Below are 20,842 nucleotides of genomic sequence, written 5' to 3' on the forward strand. Positions count from 1 at the left end.
GTGTATCATGAGTGTTCATCGTTCAGAAAGCTTAACCTCACTCTCACAAAAAAAACTGAGTCTGCATACGACTCAGTTTACCCGGCGGAATTACCCTGGATCCGACTGCTCTTCAAACACTTCCCTGTAATTGGTTGAGCCTTTAAGCGCCCTTTCTTCTGTTGGTATTCGAACCGCAAGCATCAAACCATTCAGCAGACTGAATAACACAGCTGTCACAAAAGCCTGAAACAACAGCGGAAGAATGAGCAGTTCAATCGTCACAACCACATAGTTAGGATGCTTTAACCATTTGTAAGGTCCTTTTCTGACCACATTGGCTCCAGGAAGAATCAGTATTTTGGTGTTCCAATATTTCCCCAGAGACACTAAACACCAGATCCGAAAACCCTGAGCGACTAAAAACAGCGTCAGCAATAAAGGCCAAAATGGAGAAAGGGAACGATCAAATAGAATGGTTTCAACAAGCAGGCTTAGGAAAAAACCTATGTGCAGCGCCAGCATAAATGGATAGTGGGATGCACCTGCCTCAAAAGCTCCCTGGCTCTTCATCCACCGTTCATTTCTTTTTGCTGCCACTAATTCAACCAGCCGCTGCACCACAACGAGTATGAAAATAAAATAGATCATCTTAATCACTTCCATTTCAGCAGCAGCAGTTCGCCGCTGAAGCCTGGTCCTAATGCCGTCAGCAAGCCTGTATCACCTGCATCGCATTCCCCTTGTTCCATAAATCGCTCCAGCACATAAAGTACTGTAGGTGAAGACATATTTCCGTTATTCCTCAATACTTCTCTTGAAATACGCGTTTTTTCTTCACTGTATTGGAGCGTTTTTTCATAAGCCTTCAACACTTTTTTTCCACCGGGATGAGCAACAAAATAATCAATCTGTTCAGGAGTCATCCCGCGCTGCTCCAGAAAATCCCGGACAAAAGGCCCCAGCCAGCTAGTGATAATTGCTGGAATATCTTTAGAAAACACAACATGCAATCCGTTATTTTTCACTTCCCAGCCCATTACATCTTCAGAGTCTGGCATCCATTTAGAAGCCGTGGCCTCAATTGAAGGGACTGGTTTTTTAGTCGTTATGTTAACGTCATCACCCGAAACAAGTGCACAGGCTACGCCGTCAGCAAAAAGTGATGCCCCGATTAAATTACTTTTTGAACGGTCACCATGCTGAAAGGTCAAGCTGCATAGCTCAACACACAGCAATAGAACTTTTGCTGAAGGATGTGCCAAACAATAATCATACGCACGGCTTAAACCAGAAGCACCGCCCGCACAGCCGAGCCCCCAGATCGGGATCCGTTTCATGTTCTCTGAAAAAGAAAGCTTATTCATTATCCTTGCATCCACACTTGGCGTTGAAATGCCTGAGCTCGATACAAATAAAATGGCATCAATGTCCATAGAAGAAATCTCTTCTTCAAGAAAAAATTTATTTTTCAAGCATGCTTGAATTGCTTCCACACCATATTGTGTTGCCAGTTCAATATACAATTGATTTCGCTCTTCAAAACTATGCGGTTTTTCAAACCAATCCAGAGGCACACATAAGTGTCTAGTCTTAATATCTCCATTTTGAAAAACGTTCAGCAACCGTTCAATCTCTTTAAAATCCTCTTGAAACAACCTTTTGGTCAAGTTAGCCGTTTTTTCCTGCTCTACTTTATAAGGCGGCTGAAATGAACTCACGGAAAGAATTCTTGGCATTGTGTCTCCTCCTTGTATCATCACCTTCCCCATTATTTCCCACAAAGATTCATTTTACACAAACACAAAAAAACCGAACCAAAAAGATTCGGTTCGATTTCTTCAAGTTATTCATTTCACGGTAATAAAACAATAACAGCAAGTGCTCTCCGTGTCAGTTTGAGCATTTGCGAATGCGAGCGTTCGTCACCTTTTTATCTAACATTCTATTTTTACTAAGACTCTTCCCCGAACCTTGCCCTCTAAAATATCGCGCATCGCAGCAGGCGCCTCCTCAAGAGAAACCTCACGATCAATAAGAGAGTCTGCATTTTCAATCTGCAAATCACTTGCCAGACGCGTCCAAATCTCTTGACGAAGCGTCATTGGGCAGTATGCAGAGTCTACTCCAAGCAAGCTCACTCCGCGAAGAATGAATGGATGAACGGTTGTCGGTACGTCACTTCCGCCTGTCAAGCCGCTAACTGCTACAGCACCGCCCCGCTTAATTCTGCTTAGGACTGATGCCAGACTTTTTCCGCCCACCGGATCAACAGCAGCCTGCCACTCGCCTTTTTGCAGCGGCTTCAGGTTGCCATCATAAACATCTTGTCGTGAAATTACACGATTAGCACCCAGTTTCTTCAGGTAGTCAGTCTCTTCTTGCTTTCCTGTGCTCGCAACTACCTGATAGCCGCGTTTTGAAAGCATAGCTACAGCCATGCTTCCAACTCCCCCGGAAGCGCCTGTAACAAGCACCTCTCCTTGATCGGGTGAGACTCCGTTGGCTTCCAGGCGATGAATAGACAAGGCAGCGGTAAATCCGGCGGTACCATAAATCATCGCTTCTTTTAGGGTCATATTCTGCGGCACTGGTAAAGCCCAGTCTGCTGGAATGCTGGCAAATTCACTATATCCGCCAAAATGGGAGACGCCGATGTCATAGCTTGTGGCAATAACTTGATCTCCTTCATTAAAACGGCTGTCTTTAGATGAAACAACAGTCCCGGCCAAATCAATGCCTGGCACCATCGGATAGGATTTCACTATATTTCCGTCCGGAAGACCGGCAAGGCCGTCCTTAAAATTTACACTTGAATAGGCGACCCTGATTAAAAGTTCACCTTCCGGAAGCTTTTCTTTCCCAATTGATTTAACTTCTACTGAAACATTCTCTTCTTTTTTATCTACAATGACTGCGCGAAATTCTGATGACATCATGTTCATCCCCTTTTTAAGTAGTTGGTGATCGCATTTTGGATAGATAGCTGTTTCCCTCTACCCAATAACGCCATGGATAGTCTCTTGCTTCACCTGTATTCTCAATTCCAATACGAGGTCCTGATGAGATATGGAATGAATCCTGCTCCCACCCCTCACAAATCGTTAAAGGAGACGCAGTAAAATGATGTCCATAGTCATTCATTTGGATGCCGAGTGCTTTTGTTAGTTTTCCTGGGCCATTGGTCCATTCTTTTCTGGATCGTCCAGGTCTTCGATTTTCCATCAATGATGTTCCTTCAAATGGCTCTACAGCTCTAATCAGGATAGCTTCAGGGCTTCCGACATCACTGCTCACCACATTGACGAGTATATGAGTGTGCATGGTATACGTGTAAACAGAGCCTGCCTTGCCAAACATAATTTCCGTTCTTTTGGTTCTTCGGTTACCGAAACTGTGGGCAGCACGGTCAGCTGGTCCCATATACGCTTCCGTTTCAACAATATAGCCTGATGCCACCCCTTCTTCTGTTTCCTTAACTAGCAAACACCCTAAAAGAGCTTGTGCCAGCTGAAGCGTAGGCTGTTCATAAAATGATTGCGGCATCGGTACATAGTGATTCATGGGTTAATTCTCCAATCTATTTATTGCTTGTCCGTTTTACATTTCCCTGACTAGCTGTGTTTTGAAACGTCAAATGTAAAATTAGAAATAAGTATGTAGTATTTGCAGATAAAGTAATGATTAGATCTTTCAATGCTAAAACCCCTGCTAAACCCTTTACTGGAGTGAATCTTGTGTACTTGTTTATGTAAAGAAGCGTTTTCAAATAGGCTGGATTGCAGCCAGTAAATATTTTAGACAAAAAAAAACGACTGACACAGATGTGTCAGTCGTTCTGATTGTAAAAATTATAATTTTACAACGTTAGCAGCTTGGTCGCCACGGTTGCCTTGAGTGATATCAAAGCTAACTTTTTGACCTTCTTCAAGTGATTTGAAACCTTCGCCAGTGATAGCTGAGAAATGTACGAATACATCTTCGCCGCCTTCAACTTCGATAAAGCCAAATCCTTTTTCTGCATTAAACCATTTTACTGTACCTTCATTCATGGTAAAACCTCCAACATTTTGTTAAATTTTACTTAACGATGTAAAAATAGACAATTCACATGTTACCACAGATTACGCAGTTACAAGAAATATAATCCCTGGTAACATGTGAATTAAAAGATTGTTACTCTTTAAGCATGTGTTTATATTATCACGTCTAAATTCAAATAGCAACCCTTTAACGAATAACTTATTTAAAGTTTGCTGTCAATGGGTTTCAAACCGTCTTTTCGACAAAATTTTAACTTTTTCGCTAATTTCTCCTCCTCCTGCTAGGTTGCGTCTTAAATAGGGTTCATTCAAAGCGCCTGCTATGGTTCCAGAAATCCAAGGTTTCAACAGAAAAAGGCCCGCAAGATGCGGGTCCTATCTCATTAATACTTCTTTGCTTTACGTTTATTCATGAATTTTTTAATAAACGGATAAACGATCGGTCCAAATTTAATAATTCTGCCTATAAGTCTTCCCATAAGAGTCGATCCCTCCTGTTTTGTTAAGAATATTCCCCTCAGAACGGATCTGCAAACATAAAAATATCTACTTACACAAAGTGGCATGAAACAAAATGATCTGTTTCCTTCGCTTGAACAGATACATCTAAAGCAGATATAGGCTCGTCTGCAATAATATAGTCCGGTTCTAATGCCATAGCTCTAGTGATACCAATTCTCTGTCGTTGGCATTCATGCGGATAGCGGTTAGCATGATCACAATTTAATCCTACAGTTTCAACAAACTGGTATAGTTTTTTTCATTTCACCCTTATTCTTATGTAAATTATGAATCCCCATTAGCTCAGAGATAAGTTCAAGAACGGTAGAACGGGGATTCAGCGATGCATAGGGGTCCTGAAAAATCATTTGCATATTTCGCAAAAAGGAGAAACGTTCTTTTTCTGTCATTTGTTGAACATTTTTCCCTTCATAATGAACATCGCCATCCGTGTTATTATACATCCCCATAACCGTACGTCCTGTCGTGGATTTGCCGCAGCCCGATTCTCCTACCAGCCCAAGTGTTTCTCCTTTATATATTTCAAAGCTTACACCGTCTACCGCTTTCAGCAGTCCGTTTTTCCCCAGATCAAAATGCTTTTTCAGCTCTTTTACTTTCAACAGTGCCTCAGTTGCCATTCTTATTTCCCCCATTACTCCATCGCTTTACTTTTCACTAATCCAATAACGACGTGTTGCACACCATTCCTTTTCGTAAAAACTTCCTTTAATGGTTTGAATCATTATATTTTTTCCGGGTGTTGGCGAGTGAATGATTTTGCCATCACCGTAATAAATCGCTACGTGATGAATCGCGCCCTTCCCTTCTTTATAAGCAAAAAACAGAAGATCACCCGGCTGCACTTCTTCTGGCTGAACAGCGATGCCTGCTGCGGCCTGGTCTGAAGCATCCCGCGGAATGTCATAGCCATTTGCTTTTAGCATGTTATAAGAAAAGCCTGAACAATCATATCCATAAGCACTCATTCCACCCCATAAGTATTGCAGTCCCTCAAAGTGTTCCGCTGCATTTACAATGGCCTTTCCGTCTTTTTTCGGAATTTCCTCAGAGGATTGGTACATGTTCACAGCAGATTTTCCCACTCGTGTTAAACCATGAGGAGTATCAACCTCATAATAAAAAGAATGCGCCTTTTTTACCGGCAATGTGGTGTTAAAGCTAAGCGGCAAAATTTCCGTTCCTTCTATAGTAAGCAGCGACGTTTGTTTATCTTTTACTCTGACAAGCGGCAATTGCGCCCAGTCTTCTTCCTCCGCAGTCTCCACTGTGAGTTGAACGGTAGGAATCCATCCGGGATAACCCCTGTCATCTTTTTTGGTCGGCTGACTTGGTAGGACGACATGGGTCCATTCAGCCTGCTTATCGATTATTTGAACGATTTCTCCATATAAGACCTGAGATTGAATCCGATTTTCATCCAGAAGCGCTCTTCGTTCTTTTTCTGTCATCCCGCTCAGCCAGTTGTGAATAGCAACAGGATTGCCTGCTGCTTCGGCATCGATCTCCCTTACAGATGACGGGTCCGTCCAGAGTGTTGAGACCGTTACGTTAATCCGGGCTGTCTTATTCTTCATGGTACCCCTCCTTTTCGTCAGTCGTGCATTCCCTCAAGTCCCTCAACACCGGTAATCCCAAGCCCTGGCACTAAAGGAATAGACATGACTTCTCCCGTGTACTGAACCCCTCCTGAAACAGGGTCTTTGGCAAGAAGCAGCGGGGCGTCAAAATCAAAGCGCGTTACATTCCGCTGACTTGCTGCGAAATGAGCTGCTGCTGTGATCCCGACTTTCGTCTCGATCATACTGCCGACCATACATGAAACACCATAAGCCTCCGCCAGCTTATTAATGGCAAGAGCTCCATGAATGCCCCCCGCTTTCATGAGTTTAATATTGATCAAATCAGCGCTTCTTGTTTGAAGCACGCGGATCGCATCGTTTGTACTGAACACACTTTCATCTGCCATGATTGGTGTCGCAGTATGGTCTGTAACCTGTTTTAAACCTTCAATGTCATGTGCTTTGACAGGCTGTTCCACAAGTTCAATCCCGAATCCAGCGTCCTCCATTTTGCGTATCGCATGAACGGCTTCTTTTGCCGTCCATCCCTGATTAGCATCCAGCCTTAGTTTGCAGGCTGAACCTGCCTTTTCCCGGATGGCCTGAATTCGCCTGAAATCCTGTTCAATCGTTCCAGTTCCCACTTTAATTTTAAGTGTCGTAAATCCATGCTGAATAAATTGAACTGCATCTTCGGCCATTTCCTCCGGCTCATTTACACTTACCGTATAATCAGTAATGAATGAGGTACGATACCCTCCTAAAAACTGAACGAGCGGAAGATTGGCATGCTGAGCAAGTAAATCATGAATCGCACAATCAAGCGCGGCCTTCGCACTCGTGTTATGAACCATCGACTGATCAAGGTCATACAGCATTTTCTCTCTATCTAGAACACTGCCTGTTAAAAGAATGGGTGCCATAACATCTTTAATCGCTGACTCCATGCTCCGAAGAGAATCCCCTGTAATGACGTGAGTGGGCGGAGCTTCCCCATACCCCGTTTTTCCATCGTCCGATGTGACTTTAACGATCAGGGACTGCGTTTCCGTCAGTGTTCGCAGGGCGGTTTTAAAAGGTTTTTTTAATGGAACGGATAATTTGAACGTTTCGACTGATTTAATCTTCATTTTTACGATTGAACCCCCGGCATAATGGTGAGCGTTTTTGTTTTGGAAGACAGTTTTGCTTTTGCTCCAAGGGGAACAGAAAAGTGTGGTTCACAATGACCCATTTTAAATCCTTTTAGTACAGGGGTTTCAAGATTTCCTAAATAGCTTTCGAGTACTTCCTCAAGAGATAGCGAGAGCTTATCATTGGTTGGCACGGCATTTTTAAAATCTCCAACGACAATTCCGCATGCATTTTGCAGCTTGCCTGCCATACACAGCTGGTTTAGCATACTGTCAATCCGGTATGGCTCTTCATCTATATCTTCAATAAACAAAATTTTCCCTTCTGTATCCAGCTCAAAAGGTGTGCCAAGCGAACTTTGAATAAGCGAAAGATTGCCTCCTACAATTTCCCCGACACGCTCTCCTTCAGCAAGTACTTCAAGTGGAGAGATGTCTTCTGAGTAATGAAGCTCCATTGGTTCAAAAAGCTGTAAGAACATTTTTTTGGATAAAGCGTGAAATTCTTCCTTTCCGACATCTGAAGCAAGCATCGGTCCATGAAAAGTAACAAGGCCGGTTTGCTGCCGGATCGCTGTATGCAAAAAGGTAATATCACTGTATCCCCAGAATATCTTCGGATTGCGCTTAATCAAGTCATAATCGATTGAATGAGCAATCCTCGCGCTGCCATACCCTCCACCTGCACAAATGATCGCTTGAACGGAAGGATCCTTAAACATCGCATGCAGATCTGCTAACCGCTCTTCGTCACTTCCTGCTAAATAACCATTCACTTCATTCACGTATTTCCCCATTTTCACATTAACCCCAAGCTCCTTTAAAAAAGAAAGGGATTTTTCTAAATTCTGCTGATTAGGCGGACTGGCAGGCGCAATGACTCCAACCGTATCTCCTCTTTTAAGCTTTTTAGGTAAGATCATGTTGATTCTCCTTTCTTCATTCTGAAAAAGGAACCTTGAAGATTCCCCTTTCACAATAAAGAAATGCTGCCTTCTTTCTATTAGTGTTAAATGAGGTATATAGTTCATCGATCGTCCTCACCGTTATATTTATACCAAGTTCGTACACACTCAACAACCATCCGTTCTTTAAAAACTTTTAAGATGCTTATGGATTATAATCAATTTGGATCAAGACATTCTTATTTCTACTATAGATCGCACTGATTCTTTATTAATCCCTCAGTTCTATATAAAGTATCATAATTTTCAAACTAATATAACTCTGGAGTTTTGAAATGAAGTAAGACAGTTATTTTAAAAAAGAACCTCCACTTTTGCGGAGGTTCTTTGCTAATATGCTTATTTTAACAGTTTTCTCAATCTGCTTAATCCAGCTTTGCTGTTGACTGCCGCTGAATTACTTCTGTGGTTAGCATCGTGTGTTCTTTTGAAGGACTGCCTTGTAAGTGCTGAATGATCTGGTGTGCTGCAGTGGCGCCCATTTCATACTTTGGCTGCTTGACGGTCGTTAGTGAAGGGCGGATATACCTGGCGAGCTCAATGTCATCAAATCCAATGAGGCTGACCTGATCCGGAACGCTGACCCCCGCCTCCGCAAATGCTTCAAGGACCCCAATGGCCATCTGGTCATTAGAAACGAACAATCCAGATGGGAGCTGTTCTTGCTGCAGCAATAGTCTTGCTGCTTGATAACCGCCCCGCTGTGAATAATCGCCTTTGATGTGCCATTTAGAAGGGACAGAGAGACCATTTTGACTAAGGCATTCTGTGAATCCTTTTGAGCGTAGCTGGCTGTCCCAATTATTCGAAGGTCCGGAAATATAACCAATCGACGTATGACCGTGATTGATCAGGTGCTCCGCCGCAAGAACTCCCCCTTGAAGGTTATCTACTGTAACGGAATAAAGATTTGCATGTGAAATTTCCCTGTCCAATACCACCAGCGGAAAATGTGCACGGCATACGTCAAAAAGCGTTTCATTTTTTATATCAGCTGAAAAAACGATAACACCATCCACCCGCCGTTCTCTCAGAAACCTTTCTGCAGTCCCAAGATTTTCTCCTGCTGTGCTGCAGGCAATAAGGCCATAGCCATAGGAATGAAGCGTCTCTTCGATGCCTTTTATAATAGGCGCGTAAAATGAGCCTGATAGATCATGAAGAACTACCCCAATGATTTGTGTTTTTTTCATTTTAAGATCTCTTGCCCATCCGTTTTTCTGATAGTGGAGCTCTGCTGCAGCATCGAGTACTTTCTTTGCCGTTTCTTTTGAAACACGGCTGCTGTGGTTGATTGCAAGGGAAGCGGTCGATACAGCGACCCCTGCTTTTTTTGCTACATCTTTTATTGTGGTCATATATCTGCCTCTTTCACACTGTTAAATCTAAAAGGTTAGAGAAAGCGTCACGATGATTTCACCGTGACGCTTTTTTCATTTTATCATGGAGACGGAAGTGTCTTACGCTGAGTTGCTTGAATCCCCGATTGAAAAGGTTGTTTCAAGCGGCAGAAAGGTTCGCTGCACAGATGATTCCAATAGCTTTTCCATGGATTCCAGTACATGCAGACCAAGTTCACCATGGCAGTAATGCTGTTCATTTGTATAAATGGACGCAATCATATTAGACAGCCCGGCTCCTCTTTCATTCCCTGTAAGGTCTGAAACGAGCTCAGCTTCCTGCCATCCTTCATGACCAGTCGTTAAATAAGTCACAGGACCGCCAAAAAAGTTAGGGTCCGGAACATGAATCGTTCCTTTAGAGCCATATACTTCAATAAATGGCAGCTTCGATTGATGGATATCAAATGTCGCTGTAATAGACGCTGTTACGTTGCTTTTAAAATGCATAAGTCCTTCCACATGAGTAGGCGTTGTCACAGGAAAAGTTTCCCCCGCGCGCTCAGCACTTTTGATCGTCCGTTCACGATAAGTAGTTTGTGCAATTCCCGTTACACAATCAATTGGTCCAAGCAGCACCAGCAGGGAGGATAAATAATAAGGTCCCATGTCAAAAAGAGGTCCTGCACCAGATTCATAGAAGAATGCAGGATTCGGATGCCAGCTTTCTGGTCCGCTGCCCATCATAAAGGCTTTCGCACCGACGATCGAACCGATTTCACCATCTTCAATCAGCTTCAATGCCGTTTGGATCCCTGCTCCTAGAATTGTATCCGGCGCAACGCCGATCCGGAGATTCAATCGCTTTGCCTTTGAAATGATTTCTTTTCCATCTTCAAAACTCGTAGCAAGCGGCTTCTCCGAATACACATGCTTGCCGTGATCAAGTGCCATGAGGGTGATCTCCGCATGGGCGCTTGGAATAGTCAAATTCAGGATCACTTCAATAGATGGGTCCTCAAGCAGCGATGCCACATCCGGATAGTGAGGAACACCGTATTTCTCTGCTTTTTCCTCCGCTTTGCTGGATAAAAGATCGGCAATTCCTGCGATTTCGATGTTATCGAATTTGGAGGGCGACAATAAATAAATATCACTGATGTTCCCTGCCCCGATGATTCCTACACGCATCTTTTTCATTCTCTTACTCTCCCAGCCATTTCTTGACAACTGCTGCACTCGGCCCTACTTCCTCCAAAGGCTCGTAATCAAAATGCTCCTGTTCAACCACAACCCAGTCCGTTGAAGAGTGACGAACCATTTCCTCCAGATTTAAAACTCCAGCGCCAACCTGTCCGCTCTTTTTCTCTGTTCCATCCACAATCATGTCTTTTAGATGAATTGAAAAAGCTTTATCTTGAAGTCTCTTCAGCATGTCGATTGTGTTAACACCTGAAAATTCTGTCCAGTAAACATCGATTTCAAAATGGACGGGGTGAGAAGCCGTTTCACGCTCTAAAATATCCCAGCCTGTTTCCCCATTTTCCAAAGGAGTAAATTCAAAATCGTGGTGGTGATAACCTAATAGTAAACCGGCCTCTTGTACCTTGATACTCGCTTGATTTAAAAGCTGTGCGAGTTCCTCATATTTTTCTTTCGAACGCCAGGACTCATCTACAAAAGGAACAATCAGTTTATCGTTTCCGATGGTCTTGCTGAAATCAATCTGCTTCTCAAGCGTTTGTTCGTCTTGAAGAAGCTCTACTGGCGTATGCATCCCTGCCGGCTTTAGTCCATATTCGTCAAGCATCGCTTTCCATTCAGCCCCGTCTTTGCCGTAATCGCCGGCAAGCTGAACGCCTTCATACCCATGCTCACTTACCGTTTTTAATGTACCTGCTACGTCTTTTTCCATCGATTCCTTTACTGAATACAATTGAAGTGCAACTTTTCTCACTGTAATCCCTCCATTTATGATAGTGTCAATATTTTTTTGGTTTCACTTGATTCCAAGGCTGCAAGAACAATTTCCAATGCTTTTTTTCCTTCCAGTCCTGTTACCGCAGGAGCCCGGTTTTCCAGAATGCTTTCAATAAACTCATCAATTACACCGGTTTTAGACTGGCCACCCTCTTCATTCGTCTGGATTTTACCAAGGTTCAGTTTTTCCGGTTCGCCTTCTAGCGGATAGAAAATAAACGAATAATCTCCATCATCTTCCAGGCGTAGAACCCCTTTTTCTCCATAAATGATGGTGGAGTTGTCCCCGAATTTAGTATGAGACCAGCTTGCAGTCAGCGTTCCCATCGTTCCGTCTTTTAGTTTAATGATACAAACTGCGTTATCGTCGACCTTCGTCTCTTCTTTAGCGAGTGTATCCACGAAGCCGCCGACCTCCACTACGTCCTGATCAAATAGATAGCGGACAAGATCACTTTTGTGAACGCCAAGGTCACCCATTGCGCCGAGAAATGCTTTCTCTTTGTCGAAAAACCAACTGTCTCTTCCGTCAACACTCCAGCCTTCAGGTCCACCGTGGCCAAATGCAGTACGGAAGCTGTATACTCTGCCTAATCTTCCTTCTTGAATGTATTCTCTGCCCTTTTCATGCGATGCGACAAAGCGCTGGTTATGGCCGATCATTAACGTCTTGCCCGCCTCATCCGCTGCCTGAATCATGTCTTCTGCTTCCTGAACGGATGTTGCCATCGGTTTTTCACAAAGCACATGCTTTCCTGCCTGCAGTGCTTTTATTGTGACAGGCGCATGCAGTGCATTTGGAAGATTCACAGAGACTGCATCGACTGACGGATCCTCCAGTAAATCCTCAAACGATGAATAAACGTTTGCTCCAACCTCGTCTGCATAGACTTTTGCACGTTCTTCCACCAAGTCGCATAGGGCTGTAATTTCTACATGCTCATTTGCTTTGTATTCAGGGAAATGACGTTTCCCAGTAATGCTTCCACAGCCGATAATTCCCACTCTTACTTTTTTCATTCTTCCATCTCCATTTCTACTTAAATCGAAACGTTATGATTTTAATATCCTTCTGCGAATGCCTTCTATCTATTCATGAAATCCTTTTAACCTATGACTTATGTATAAATCTTCACTTATAAACTATTTAAAATCGAAACGTATCGATTTATATTTTATCATCGTACACTTTAAATGAAAACCCTTTCTTTTATATTTTTTTCCTTTTGTAACTTCCTCTCTATACTCACGTCTACTTAATAAAGAATGCTATTTAAGGAGGAACTTCTATGAATAGGAAAAGATGGTTGTTACTTTCTTTATTTGTTATTCTGTCCGCCGGTCTCTGGGCAGGTGTTTATTTTATGCAGCCCGCTGTTTCAGGTCTTGCCGGGTCATCTGCTCCCGCTTATGTTTTTAAGGACAAAGTGTGGAACTTGAATTTCACAAAACCGATGGACGCCTCTACGATTACCGAGGATTCGGTCTTTGTTCAAAATGAAGAAAGTGAACGAGTCCCTGTTACCGTTTCTCTAGATGATGCCGGGACTGTTCTCACTGTAACTGCTCCAGAGGATGGCTACACAAACCTTCAGAAATACACCCTGCACCTGTCAGATGACCTTAAGTCAAAATTAGGCTTAGGCATAAGGGATGAACAGGTTGTTGCTTTTGAAGTCGTTGATGAGCTTCCAGCTGCAGATTCAACGGATTATTTGAAGCAATACTTTACCGCCATTCTAGATAAGCAGAAGACGCAGGACCTTGACTACAATGCTTTTAGTGAAGAATCTGAAAGCGCTGCGGACACAGCAGAATCCTCTTCTGACGCAATGGGCGGCGATGACGGATATTCCGAGACGAATAACCAGGTAGATGGGGTAAATGAAGCAGATGTCGTCCAAACAGATGGGGAATTCATTTACCATATCACCGGCAATCAGCTGGTTCACATCGTTGAAGTGGGAGCGCGGGAATCAATGGAACCAGTCAGCGCCATAAACTTTGAAGATGAATTCTACCCGTCACAGCTTTTCCTGAAGGAGGATACCCTGATCGTAATCGGGGATAAGTGGATGACAAGAGCATATCCGGACCAGGAAAAGCCACGGGAATCACGGGAATCCCAGCCTGCAGCGGATATGAGTGTAACGATCGCAAAAATCTATTCTGTGAGCGATCCTGCTAAGCCTGAGTTGATTCGAGAGGCAGGAGCTGAAGGATACTTTAACAGCGCGAGAATGATTGACTCTCACCTTTATTTTGTCACCACCTTCTCTCCAAATTTCTGGCTGTTGGAAGAAGACCCGGATGTTGAACTGCGTCCTCATACCTGGGACAGTAAAGGCGGCGAGTCTTTTGAACCGGTAGCGGCAGCAGACATTTCGATTATCCCGGAGAATGAACAGGGAGAGTACGCGCTGATTACGGCCGTTGATGTAAGCACTCCTGATTCAGAGGTAACAACTGAAACGTATCTGGGCACAGGCGGCCAGCTGTATATGTCAGAAAAAAGTTTATACTTAGCCACTTCCAACGGTCCTTATACGATCATGCCGATCGATATTATGCCTGCAGGCCAGGGGGCGTCTGAAACGACTATTTATAAGTTTGATATCGACGGCAGTTCCGTTGATTTCTCTTCCCAAGGCACCGTAAAAGGCGGAGTATTAAACCAATTTTCAATGGATGAGCACGATGGACACTTCCGCATTGCTACGAGTGAGGGCAATACATTTGGAAACAACCGCAACTCTCTTAACCATCTATTTATTTTAAATGACCGCATGGAACAGGTAGGCTCCGTTGAAGGTCTTGCAAAGGGAGAGCGCATCTATTCAGCCCGTTTTATGGGAGACAAAGCCTATATGGTGACGTTCAGAGAAACAGACCCTCTTTTTGTCATCGATACCGCTAATCCGGAAGCACCGGAAGTACTGGGTGAGCTTAAGATCCCCGGGTTCAGCACCTACCTGCATCCACTCGATGAAAATCATTTAATCGGGTTCGGAGTGGATACAGAAGTAATGAAAAGTGAAAGCGCCGGAGACCCTCCGCAGGTCAGACAAACCGGCATGAAGATCTCTTTATTTGATATAACCGACTTTTCAAACCCGAAAGAAAAGGACACTGAAATCATTGGAGGGCCAGGAACCTTTTCCACGCTCATGCATGACCATAAAGCTCTTTTTCACCATAAGGAACGAAACTTATTCGGATTCCCCATCGTCATGTATGACGAGAAAACAGACACAAATGAAATGAATTTTGTCAGCCAGGGAGCACTGCTCTACACGATCACTAAGAATAACGGCATTCAGTTGGCCAGTGAAATCATGGATGAGAAGCAGTCAGGACAGCAGTATGAAGACTGGGACTCCCAAATCCAGCGTCTCCTCTATATTGGCGATACACTTTACTCAGTAAGGGCAAACAAAGTTGAAAGCCATGACCTGCCTGAATAACCAGAGCAACTGAAGACTTCAAAGAAATATTTTTCAAAATTCCATTTACACCCTGTTCGGTGAATGCTAAGATAGAAAAAATTTAAACGCAATGATGAGAAGAGTAGGTGCGTGACTTCCTAATAAGAGAGCTCTTGGTGGTGGGAAAGAGCAGGAAGAATGCAGTGAAGCAAATCTCTGAGCAGCACAAAGGAACCTTTTTTGAGGGGATGGTGTGACGGGAGCTCCCGTTATAGAGCTTAGAGTATCGCTTTTTAGCCGTACCTGACGAGGCTGGTATGGCAACATATCAACAAACCTGGAGTGGCACCGCGAATTCAATCTCGCCTCCAAGATGAAAATCTTGGAGGTGGGATTTTTTTATTTAAAAAAGATGCTTAAAGATGGCCCGTTAAGAGGAAGAAGTCGGCTCCCGCTATGAAAGCGTTCGTCTTTCCTTGAATCAACGGCGGTCTTTAAAAGAATCTTTCAAAAATACGGTTGTCACAACAGGAGGAATAAGTTTGGATACGTTATCTCGAAAAGATTATTTTTCGTATTGGACGATTTTACTTATCGGTGTCGGGGTTTCGAATATTGGAGCATGGGTGTATTTACTGTCCCTGAATCTCCTTTTATTTGATCGAACCGGATCCGCTTTTTCAATTATTTTTCTTTATCTTCTTGCACCGATCGCTGCACTTTTTACCAATAGCTGGTCCGGCAGTGTCATTGACCGTAAAAATAAGCGAAAGCTCATGATTGCTTTAGACTTGGTGCGGGCTATTTTGATATGCACACTTCCTTTTATCTCTTCCCTATTATTAATTTACAGTCTCGCGTTTTTCATGAATATGGCTAATACGATCTTCAAGCCCGCATCAATGGTATACGTCACTAAATTAATTCCAGCTGAAAAAAGACGCCACTTTAATTCACTTTATTCGGTTGTTACTTCCGGCGCCTTTTTTCTCGGCCCGGCAATAGCCGGTCTGTTTTATCTTCACTATTCATCTGAGACAGTCCTTTTTATAACGGCCGCCGCCTTCGCGTTATCTGCAGTTGCAACGCTCTTTATGCCAGACATAGAAAAAAACGCTCTATCTGGTGCCCCTGCATCTTTTACCCTCAGGCTCCGTGAAACACAGGAGGATTGGCGCAGAGTGAGATCTTTCAGTAAAAAGTCTCCTCAAGTGATGATTATTTATTTATTAATCAGCTGGGTGATGGTGGTCATGGCAACAGCGGTGGATTCCTTAGAGGTTGTTTTTTCTAAGGAGGTATTAGAGCTGACAAACAGTGAATATGGGTTTTTGGTAAGTGTTGCTGGAGCCGGGATCGTGGTTGGTTCTGTTATTCAGCTGCTTCTTTTGAAATGGATTCCTTTAATTGCTTTAATCCGATGGGCGCCGCTTCTTATCTCTGCCGGTTATGTGCTTTTCAGTTTTTCTGAGGATTTTATTCAAGCTGCAGCTGGGTTCTTTCTCCTCGCTTTTTTCATTTCATTCGGCAGCACGGGGTTTCTTACTTTTTACCAAAGCTATATTCCTGTCGAAATGATGGGTAGAATCGGAAGCATTTATGGCTTACTGGAAGCGGTGCTGATTATTGCCGCAACGCTGGTGCTGGGCTTACTGACCTTTCTATTGTCCGTAAAGCTGGTCGTCATAATAGGCACGCTAAGCATGATGGTCGGAGGACTTTTTTTATGGGGGTACGCACACAGACAATCCTCATCTCTTAAGCCGGTTTCGTAGCGTTTAAGAAGATCTCTTTTTTCTGTATCGAACTGGAAATTAGCTTACTGTCCTGAAAGTGTAGTAAAATAAGGACATGTTTATACAAGAAGGAGATAATAAAATGACCTATAAAATGATTGTACTAGATATGGATGATACCCTATTACGCGACGACCACAGTATATCCGAGCGCACTAAAAAAGCACTCATGGAAGCTCAGAAAAACGGTGTGAAAGTCGTTCTTGCTTCTGGCAGACCCACCTACGCCATGCATGATTTTTCAAAAGAACTGAAATTGCACGACTATGGCAGCTATATTTTATCTTTCAATGGCGCTAAAATTATTAATGCCAAAACGAATGAAGAGTTTTTCTCAAGCACCCTTAGCCCTGAAACTGCTCATAAACTCTATGACATCAGCAAGCGTGAAAATATTGGCATTCATACGTACGTTGGGGATTCGATTATAACGGAAAATCAAAATCCTTTTTCAGATATTGAATCAGACATTACAGGTCTTCCGGTAAAAATTGTTGATGATTTTAAAGCGTCTGTTACGGAACCAGTCGTTAAAATGCTTATGCTTGCAGATGAGGAAGTACTCGTTCATAAGGAAGAAAAACTTCAGGCAGAAATGGCCGGCCAATTCAGCATCATGCGTTCAAAACCTTACTTCCTTGAATTTACAGAAGAAGGCGTAACAAAAGGCACCTCTATTAAGCAGCTTGCTGAAAAGCTTGATATCGGACAGGATGAAATTATTGCCGTCGGTGACAGCTACAATGATCTTTCCATGATTGAATACGCAGGACTTGGCATCGCTATGGGAAATGCTCCTCAGGACATTAAAGATGCTGCAGACTATGTAGCCGATACCAACATGAATGACGGTGTCGCTAAAGTAGTTGAAGAGTTTTTATTGAAGTAAAGCAGTAAAGGGGTTTGCCCCCTTTAGGAGGATAAAGCATGCATATTGATTCTTTTGTCAGCAGGTCCGGGCGGTGGTCACGAAGAGAGATTGCGCGCATGATTGATGCGGGCAGAGTCACGTTAAATGGCAAAGCTTGCTCGCAGAAGTGTTGGGTGGACGATGACGACCTGGTGTTAGTTGACGGAATGCCTTTACCTGCCCGTCCCCCATTTGTTTATCTGGCTTTTAACAAGCCAAGAGGCATTACCTGTACTGCCCATCCAGCGGTTGATGGAAACATTATTAGCTTCATTGGGTATCCGGAGCGAATTTTCCCAATTGGCCGTTTGGATAAGGATTCTGAAGGGCTGATTTTGCTGACAAATGACGGAAGCATAGTGAACCCTCTTATGAAAATGGAGTTTAAAAAGGAAAAGGAATACACCGTTACCGTGAACCGCGCTGTATCTCCGCTCCTTTTAGCAGGTATTCAAAAAGGCGGCATCAACATACGCGGAAAAACCACTTCCCCGTGCAAGGCCGTCCAAACAGCTGACCAAACCATATCCATTATTTTAACGCAGGGACTAAACCGGCAGATCAGACGTATGTGCAGCGCCTATGATTACCGGGTACAATCGCTCAAACGCACACGGATTGGTCCGATCTGCCTGCATGACCTGCCAATCGGAAAGTATAGACCGTTAACCAGTGATGAAATTCAACTATTAAAAATAGGCTCATCAGAAAGTCAGTGAAAGCTGCCTTCTGAGAGCCCTTTTTGTATGCTCAAAAATAACTGAAAGTCCCCTATTTCCTTCTCAAACTCAGATCACATCAAGCAGGAGAAAATAAACAAGAAATGTGCCTAGCATGAGGAAAATACAGGTCGATAAAATCCATACTTTAATGGAGGATGGCCTGATTTGACCATTAACTATATCACGATTTTTCCGATAGTAATCCACGGTACTGACGATCACCATTAAAACCCCTGATAACACAGAAACCAAACCGATGACCATAATGAAAACATCCAATTCGTCCGTGTTTACATCTCCCATGACAAAGTGCAGGTTTGTTACGAGAAATCCTATTCCTGCGATGGCTACAGATGTCCGGATCCAGGCAAGATAAGTTCGTTCATTTGCTAAAAGTTGCTGCGTATAGTGGGACGAAACCTTTTTATCCTTCATGTCGTCTCTCTCCTTCTCTATCCCCTACTTTACCCGAAAAAATTTCACACCATAAGTAACTATTTCTGTCTCAAAGAGCTTTGATCACACCAGGTGTTACGAGGGGGCGTAAGCTGGGCATTGCCTATGTTTCATTAATGCTACAGTCCTGCACAAATGCAGCCCGCCGATACCATGCAGGTGAAAATCCTAAAGTCCATATCGAGGAGAAGATACATGCTTTATACTAGACTAAAAAATGAATCAAAACATTGGATTTAGTAAAGCACACCACGATGGAGGTGTTTATAATATCTGACGAAAATACCCAATCTAATCCCTATAATAAATATACTATTTATGCATTTTTATTTTTATCGTTTCTTGCAGTGCCTTTTGGCTGGAATAATACTATACATGGTATTTCGTTGATTTTCCTTTCCCTTACTTTCTTTCTTATTGGAAAAAAGATTCAAGTGATGGAAAAGCTTTAAGACAGTATGTGGGTGATTATGTAGTTTCAATCGTTATCTTTCTAATTTCTATGCATTTCATCTTTTTTATGTAGAACGAACATGCGGAATATAGTTGCTTATATTGTAAAGCTCCGATTTTGACGCAAGACTAAATTCATTTTACTACTTCATGCTATAATTAAAGCAGACCCAATTAGAAAGGAATGACTGCAATGGCACGATCGAATGCACAAAAGCATCGTTTAAAGCTTCTTCGTGAGGGAAAAATGGATCCAAGAGTGAAGCGCAGCCCATTTGCTCAAATCGACCTTGATTTGTGTACGAAGACGACAAAAACGAAAAAAGAAAAAGTAAATCAACAAAAACACAGGAACCAGTTAACCCGGGATGAATGGGATGGTTCCTTTTTATATGCAAAAAAGCTTGGGACAAATGTGTCTCAAGCTCCTTGACCGGTTCACTGCGCTTCAGGTGGACGCTTTCCGCAGGGACGGGAGCTTGAGCCTTCCAGGGCCTTGCCCTGTATAGTCTCAGCTTGCCGTCATATCCTGCAGGAGTCCCCACCTTCCGCTCCGCTCACCTCATACTAATAATATAAATTGCCTCATTTTTAACCTTTTTTCAGTTTTGTCCCAACCTCTTTTTCTATTCGCCAAAGTCTACGTTGTGATATACCTGCTGGACATCTTCAAGTTCTTCGAGCGCGTCGATTAATTTTTCAAATTGTGCAAGATCCTCCGCCTCAAGTGCTACTTCATTCTGTGCAATCATGGTCAGTTCTGCTACGGTAAAATCGGTTACGCCTGCATTTTTGCATGCTTCCTGCACAGCGTGGAACTGGTCGGGCTCTGCATAAACAATGACAGTATCCTCTTCTTCAATGATGTCCCGGACCTCAATCTCTTCCTCCATTAAAAACTCAAGTACGTCATCGGCAGATTTTCCTTCGATTCCAAAAACAGCTGTTGCATCGAACATGTAAGCGACTGAGCCGCTGACACCCATATTTCCGGAATTTTTCCCAAATGCGGTGCGGACTTCCGGTGCAGTGCGATTAACATTGTTCGTCAAAGCATCCACGATAATCATAGCGCCGCTTGGTCCAAATCCTTCATAGCGAAGCTCATCGAAGTTTTCTTCTGATCCGCCTTTCGCTTTCTCAATCGCTCTTTCAATAATCGTTTTCGGTACGTTATAGGTTTTTGCCCGTTCGAGTACGACTCTGAGTGCCTGATTCGATTCAGGATCCGGCTCGCCCTGTTTGGCTACTACATAAATTTCGCGCGCGAATTTATTATAAACATTACTTGTACTTGCATCCTTTGACGCCTTTTTTTCCTTAATATTATTCCATTTACGTCCCATGTTTTTCACTCTCTTTCTATCGATAACCTACTTTAAGTTTAAATGATAAAGGTCTGTTCTTTCAATTTATCAAGCTGTTTTGCGGGAATGTTTCACGCCATCACCCTTTTATTATATCGCACTTTCATCTGGATTCACTTTTTTTACCACAAAAAGGCCGGGACAAAATTCTCTCAGCCTCATTGAGCGTTTCACTGCGCTTCAGGTGGA

Annotated in this window: 19 protein-coding genes, 1 pseudogene and 1 other annotated feature; of the genes and pseudogenes, 5 read left to right on the forward strand and 15 right to left on the reverse strand. The window is 43.2% G+C overall.

The genetic code is table 11. The annotated features are described in order from the left end of the window. Window positions 1-90 precede the first annotated feature (90 nt). The 13 genes and pseudogenes from KR50_RS00875 to KR50_RS00935 all read right to left on the reverse strand — a co-directional run bounded on the left by KR50_RS00875 (window position 91) and on the right by KR50_RS00935 (window position 12,544). A complete protein-coding gene (locus KR50_RS00875; RefSeq protein WP_041053666.1) occupies window positions 91-630 on the reverse strand; it encodes an isoprenylcysteine carboxyl methyltransferase family protein in 540 nt (179 codons plus the stop codon). 5 nt (window positions 631-635) lie between these two features. Next, on the reverse strand, window positions 636-1,718 hold the full coding sequence (locus KR50_RS00880; RefSeq protein ID WP_041053672.1) for a type III polyketide synthase: 1,083 nt from the start codon (window positions 1,716-1,718) through the stop codon (window positions 636-638). Between the two features lie 198 nt (window positions 1,719-1,916). After that, entirely contained in the window at window positions 1,917-2,915 is a 999-nt protein-coding gene (locus KR50_RS00885) for an acrylyl-CoA reductase family protein (protein WP_041053675.1), read from the reverse strand. A gap of 16 nt (window positions 2,916-2,931) precedes the next feature. Then, window positions 2,932-3,543, reverse strand: coding sequence for a DNA-3-methyladenine glycosylase (locus KR50_RS00890; protein ID WP_041053679.1), 612 nt, complete (start codon window positions 3,541-3,543; stop codon window positions 2,932-2,934). A gap of 287 nt (window positions 3,544-3,830) precedes the next feature. After that, window positions 3,831-4,031 carry a cold-shock protein gene (locus KR50_RS00895; protein WP_041053681.1) on the reverse strand — a complete coding sequence of 67 codons (201 nt, stop codon included), beginning with the start codon at window positions 4,029-4,031 and terminating at the stop codon, window positions 3,831-3,833. A 577-nt stretch (window positions 4,032-4,608) separates the two neighbouring features. Continuing rightward, window positions 4,609-5,164, reverse strand: a pseudogene (locus KR50_RS00900) (ATP-binding cassette domain-containing protein); the annotation flags it as partial. Window positions 5,165-5,191: 27 nt separating this feature from the next. Then, a complete protein-coding gene (locus KR50_RS00905; protein ID WP_041053682.1) occupies window positions 5,192-6,121 on the reverse strand; it encodes a C40 family peptidase in 930 nt (309 codons plus the stop codon). Between the two features lie 17 nt (window positions 6,122-6,138). Beyond that, window positions 6,139-7,236: a dipeptide epimerase gene (locus KR50_RS00910; protein ID WP_041053685.1), complete on the reverse strand. Its 1,098-nt coding sequence runs from the start codon at window positions 7,234-7,236 to the stop codon at window positions 6,139-6,141. Between the two features lie 2 nt (window positions 7,237-7,238). Continuing rightward, window positions 7,239-8,162, reverse strand: coding sequence for a S66 peptidase family protein (locus tag KR50_RS00915; protein ID WP_041053688.1), 924 nt, complete (start codon window positions 8,160-8,162; stop codon window positions 7,239-7,241). 407 nt (window positions 8,163-8,569) lie between these two features. Beyond that, window positions 8,570-9,562 (reverse strand): LacI family DNA-binding transcriptional regulator, encoded by a 993-nt coding sequence (locus tag KR50_RS00920; protein WP_041053691.1) that lies wholly within the window; start codon window positions 9,560-9,562, stop codon window positions 8,570-8,572. Between the two features lie 102 nt (window positions 9,563-9,664). After that, window positions 9,665-10,744, reverse strand: coding sequence for a Gfo/Idh/MocA family protein (locus tag KR50_RS00925; RefSeq protein WP_041053695.1), 1,080 nt, complete (start codon window positions 10,742-10,744; stop codon window positions 9,665-9,667). A gap of 4 nt (window positions 10,745-10,748) precedes the next feature. Beyond that, a complete protein-coding gene (locus tag KR50_RS00930; protein ID WP_052476640.1) occupies window positions 10,749-11,501 on the reverse strand; it encodes a sugar phosphate isomerase/epimerase family protein in 753 nt (250 codons plus the stop codon). 14 nt (window positions 11,502-11,515) lie between these two features. Beyond that, window positions 11,516-12,544 carry a Gfo/Idh/MocA family protein gene (locus KR50_RS00935; RefSeq protein WP_041053697.1) on the reverse strand — a complete coding sequence of 343 codons (1,029 nt, stop codon included), beginning with the start codon at window positions 12,542-12,544 and terminating at the stop codon, window positions 11,516-11,518. Between the two features lie 269 nt (window positions 12,545-12,813). Between KR50_RS00935 and KR50_RS00940 the strand changes: the two genes are divergently transcribed. The 4 genes from KR50_RS00940 to KR50_RS00955 all read left to right on the forward strand — a co-directional run bounded on the left by KR50_RS00940 (window position 12,814) and on the right by KR50_RS00955 (window position 18,374). Then, a complete protein-coding gene (locus tag KR50_RS00940; RefSeq protein ID WP_041053700.1) occupies window positions 12,814-14,988 on the forward strand; it encodes a beta-propeller domain-containing protein in 2,175 nt (724 codons plus the stop codon). 82 nt (window positions 14,989-15,070) lie between these two features. Next, window positions 15,071-15,322, forward strand: a binding site (T-box leader). Between the two features lie 169 nt (window positions 15,323-15,491). Continuing rightward, window positions 15,492-16,724 carry an MFS transporter gene (locus tag KR50_RS00945; protein WP_041053703.1) on the forward strand — a complete coding sequence of 411 codons (1,233 nt, stop codon included), beginning with the start codon at window positions 15,492-15,494 and terminating at the stop codon, window positions 16,722-16,724. A 103-nt stretch (window positions 16,725-16,827) separates the two neighbouring features. Continuing rightward, the gene (locus tag KR50_RS00950; RefSeq protein ID WP_041053705.1) at window positions 16,828-17,634 is read left to right on the forward strand and encodes a Cof-type HAD-IIB family hydrolase; all 807 of its coding nucleotides are present in this window, start codon (window positions 16,828-16,830) and stop codon (window positions 17,632-17,634) included. Window positions 17,635-17,672: 38 nt separating this feature from the next. Next, complete coding sequence (locus tag KR50_RS00955) at window positions 17,673-18,374, forward strand: pseudouridine synthase (protein WP_041053708.1); 702 nt, start codon at window positions 17,673-17,675, stop codon at window positions 18,372-18,374. Between the two features lie 69 nt (window positions 18,375-18,443). On the opposite strand, the gene KR50_RS00960 is transcribed toward KR50_RS00955, so the two are convergent. Continuing rightward, window positions 18,444-18,812, reverse strand: a complete 369-nt coding sequence (locus KR50_RS00960; protein ID WP_041053710.1) for a YidH family protein — start codon at window positions 18,810-18,812, stop codon at window positions 18,444-18,446. A 667-nt stretch (window positions 18,813-19,479) separates the two neighbouring features. On the opposite strand from KR50_RS00960, the gene KR50_RS00965 reads away from it, so the two are divergent. Then, a complete protein-coding gene (locus tag KR50_RS00965; RefSeq protein ID WP_041053713.1) occupies window positions 19,480-19,719 on the forward strand; it encodes a hypothetical protein in 240 nt (79 codons plus the stop codon). A gap of 193 nt (window positions 19,720-19,912) precedes the next feature. Here KR50_RS00965 and KR50_RS00970 read toward each other — a convergent pair whose 3' ends face one another. Then, window positions 19,913-20,632, reverse strand: coding sequence for a YebC/PmpR family DNA-binding transcriptional regulator (locus KR50_RS00970; RefSeq protein ID WP_041053716.1), 720 nt, complete (start codon window positions 20,630-20,632; stop codon window positions 19,913-19,915). Window positions 20,633-20,842 lie beyond the last annotated feature (210 nt).

Origin of the sequence: Jeotgalibacillus campisalis (assembly GCF_000829515.1) — a bacterium.
GTDB classification, from domain to species: Bacteria; Bacillota; Bacilli; order Bacillales; family Jeotgalibacillaceae; genus Jeotgalibacillus; species Jeotgalibacillus campisalis.

What these genes read in the sequence shown, in the direction of transcription:
- KR50_RS00875 (WP_041053666.1), bottom strand. Translation starts at nt 630, where the DNA reads ATGATCTATTTTATTTTCATACTCGTTGTGGTGCAGCGGCTGGTTGAA.
- KR50_RS00880 (WP_041053672.1), bottom strand. Translation starts at nt 1,718, where the DNA reads ATGCCAAGAATTCTTTCCGTGAGTTCATTTCAGCCGCCTTATAAAGTA.
- KR50_RS00885 (WP_041053675.1), bottom strand. Translation starts at nt 2,915, where the DNA reads ATGTCATCAGAATTTCGCGCAGTCATTGTAGATAAAAAAGAAGAGAAT.
- KR50_RS00890 (WP_041053679.1), bottom strand. Translation starts at nt 3,543, where the DNA reads ATGAATCACTATGTACCGATGCCGCAATCATTTTATGAACAGCCTACG.
- KR50_RS00895 (WP_041053681.1), bottom strand. Translation starts at nt 4,031, where the DNA reads ATGAATGAAGGTACAGTAAAATGGTTTAATGCAGAAAAAGGATTTGGC.
- KR50_RS00905 (WP_041053682.1), bottom strand. Translation starts at nt 6,121, where the DNA reads ATGAAGAATAAGACAGCCCGGATTAACGTAACGGTCTCAACACTCTGG.
- KR50_RS00910 (WP_041053685.1), bottom strand. Translation starts at nt 7,236, where the DNA reads ATGAAGATTAAATCAGTCGAAACGTTCAAATTATCCGTTCCATTAAAA.
- KR50_RS00915 (WP_041053688.1), bottom strand. Translation starts at nt 8,162, where the DNA reads ATGATCTTACCTAAAAAGCTTAAAAGAGGAGATACGGTTGGAGTCATT.
- KR50_RS00920 (WP_041053691.1), bottom strand. Translation starts at nt 9,562, where the DNA reads ATGACCACAATAAAAGATGTAGCAAAAAAAGCAGGGGTCGCTGTATCG.
- KR50_RS00925 (WP_041053695.1), bottom strand. Translation starts at nt 10,744, where the DNA reads ATGAAAAAGATGCGTGTAGGAATCATCGGGGCAGGGAACATCAGTGAT.
- KR50_RS00935 (WP_041053697.1), bottom strand. Translation starts at nt 12,544, where the DNA reads ATGAAAAAAGTAAGAGTGGGAATTATCGGCTGTGGAAGCATTACTGGG.
- KR50_RS00940 (WP_041053700.1), top strand. Translation starts at nt 12,814, where the DNA reads ATGAATAGGAAAAGATGGTTGTTACTTTCTTTATTTGTTATTCTGTCC.
- KR50_RS00950 (WP_041053705.1), top strand. Translation starts at nt 16,828, where the DNA reads ATGACCTATAAAATGATTGTACTAGATATGGATGATACCCTATTACGC.
- KR50_RS00955 (WP_041053708.1), top strand. Translation starts at nt 17,673, where the DNA reads ATGCATATTGATTCTTTTGTCAGCAGGTCCGGGCGGTGGTCACGAAGA.
- KR50_RS00960 (WP_041053710.1), bottom strand. Translation starts at nt 18,812, where the DNA reads ATGAAGGATAAAAAGGTTTCGTCCCACTATACGCAGCAACTTTTAGCA.
- KR50_RS00965 (WP_041053713.1), top strand. Translation starts at nt 19,480, where the DNA reads ATGGCACGATCGAATGCACAAAAGCATCGTTTAAAGCTTCTTCGTGAG.
- KR50_RS00970 (WP_041053716.1), bottom strand. Translation starts at nt 20,632, where the DNA reads ATGGGACGTAAATGGAATAATATTAAGGAAAAAAAGGCGTCAAAGGAT.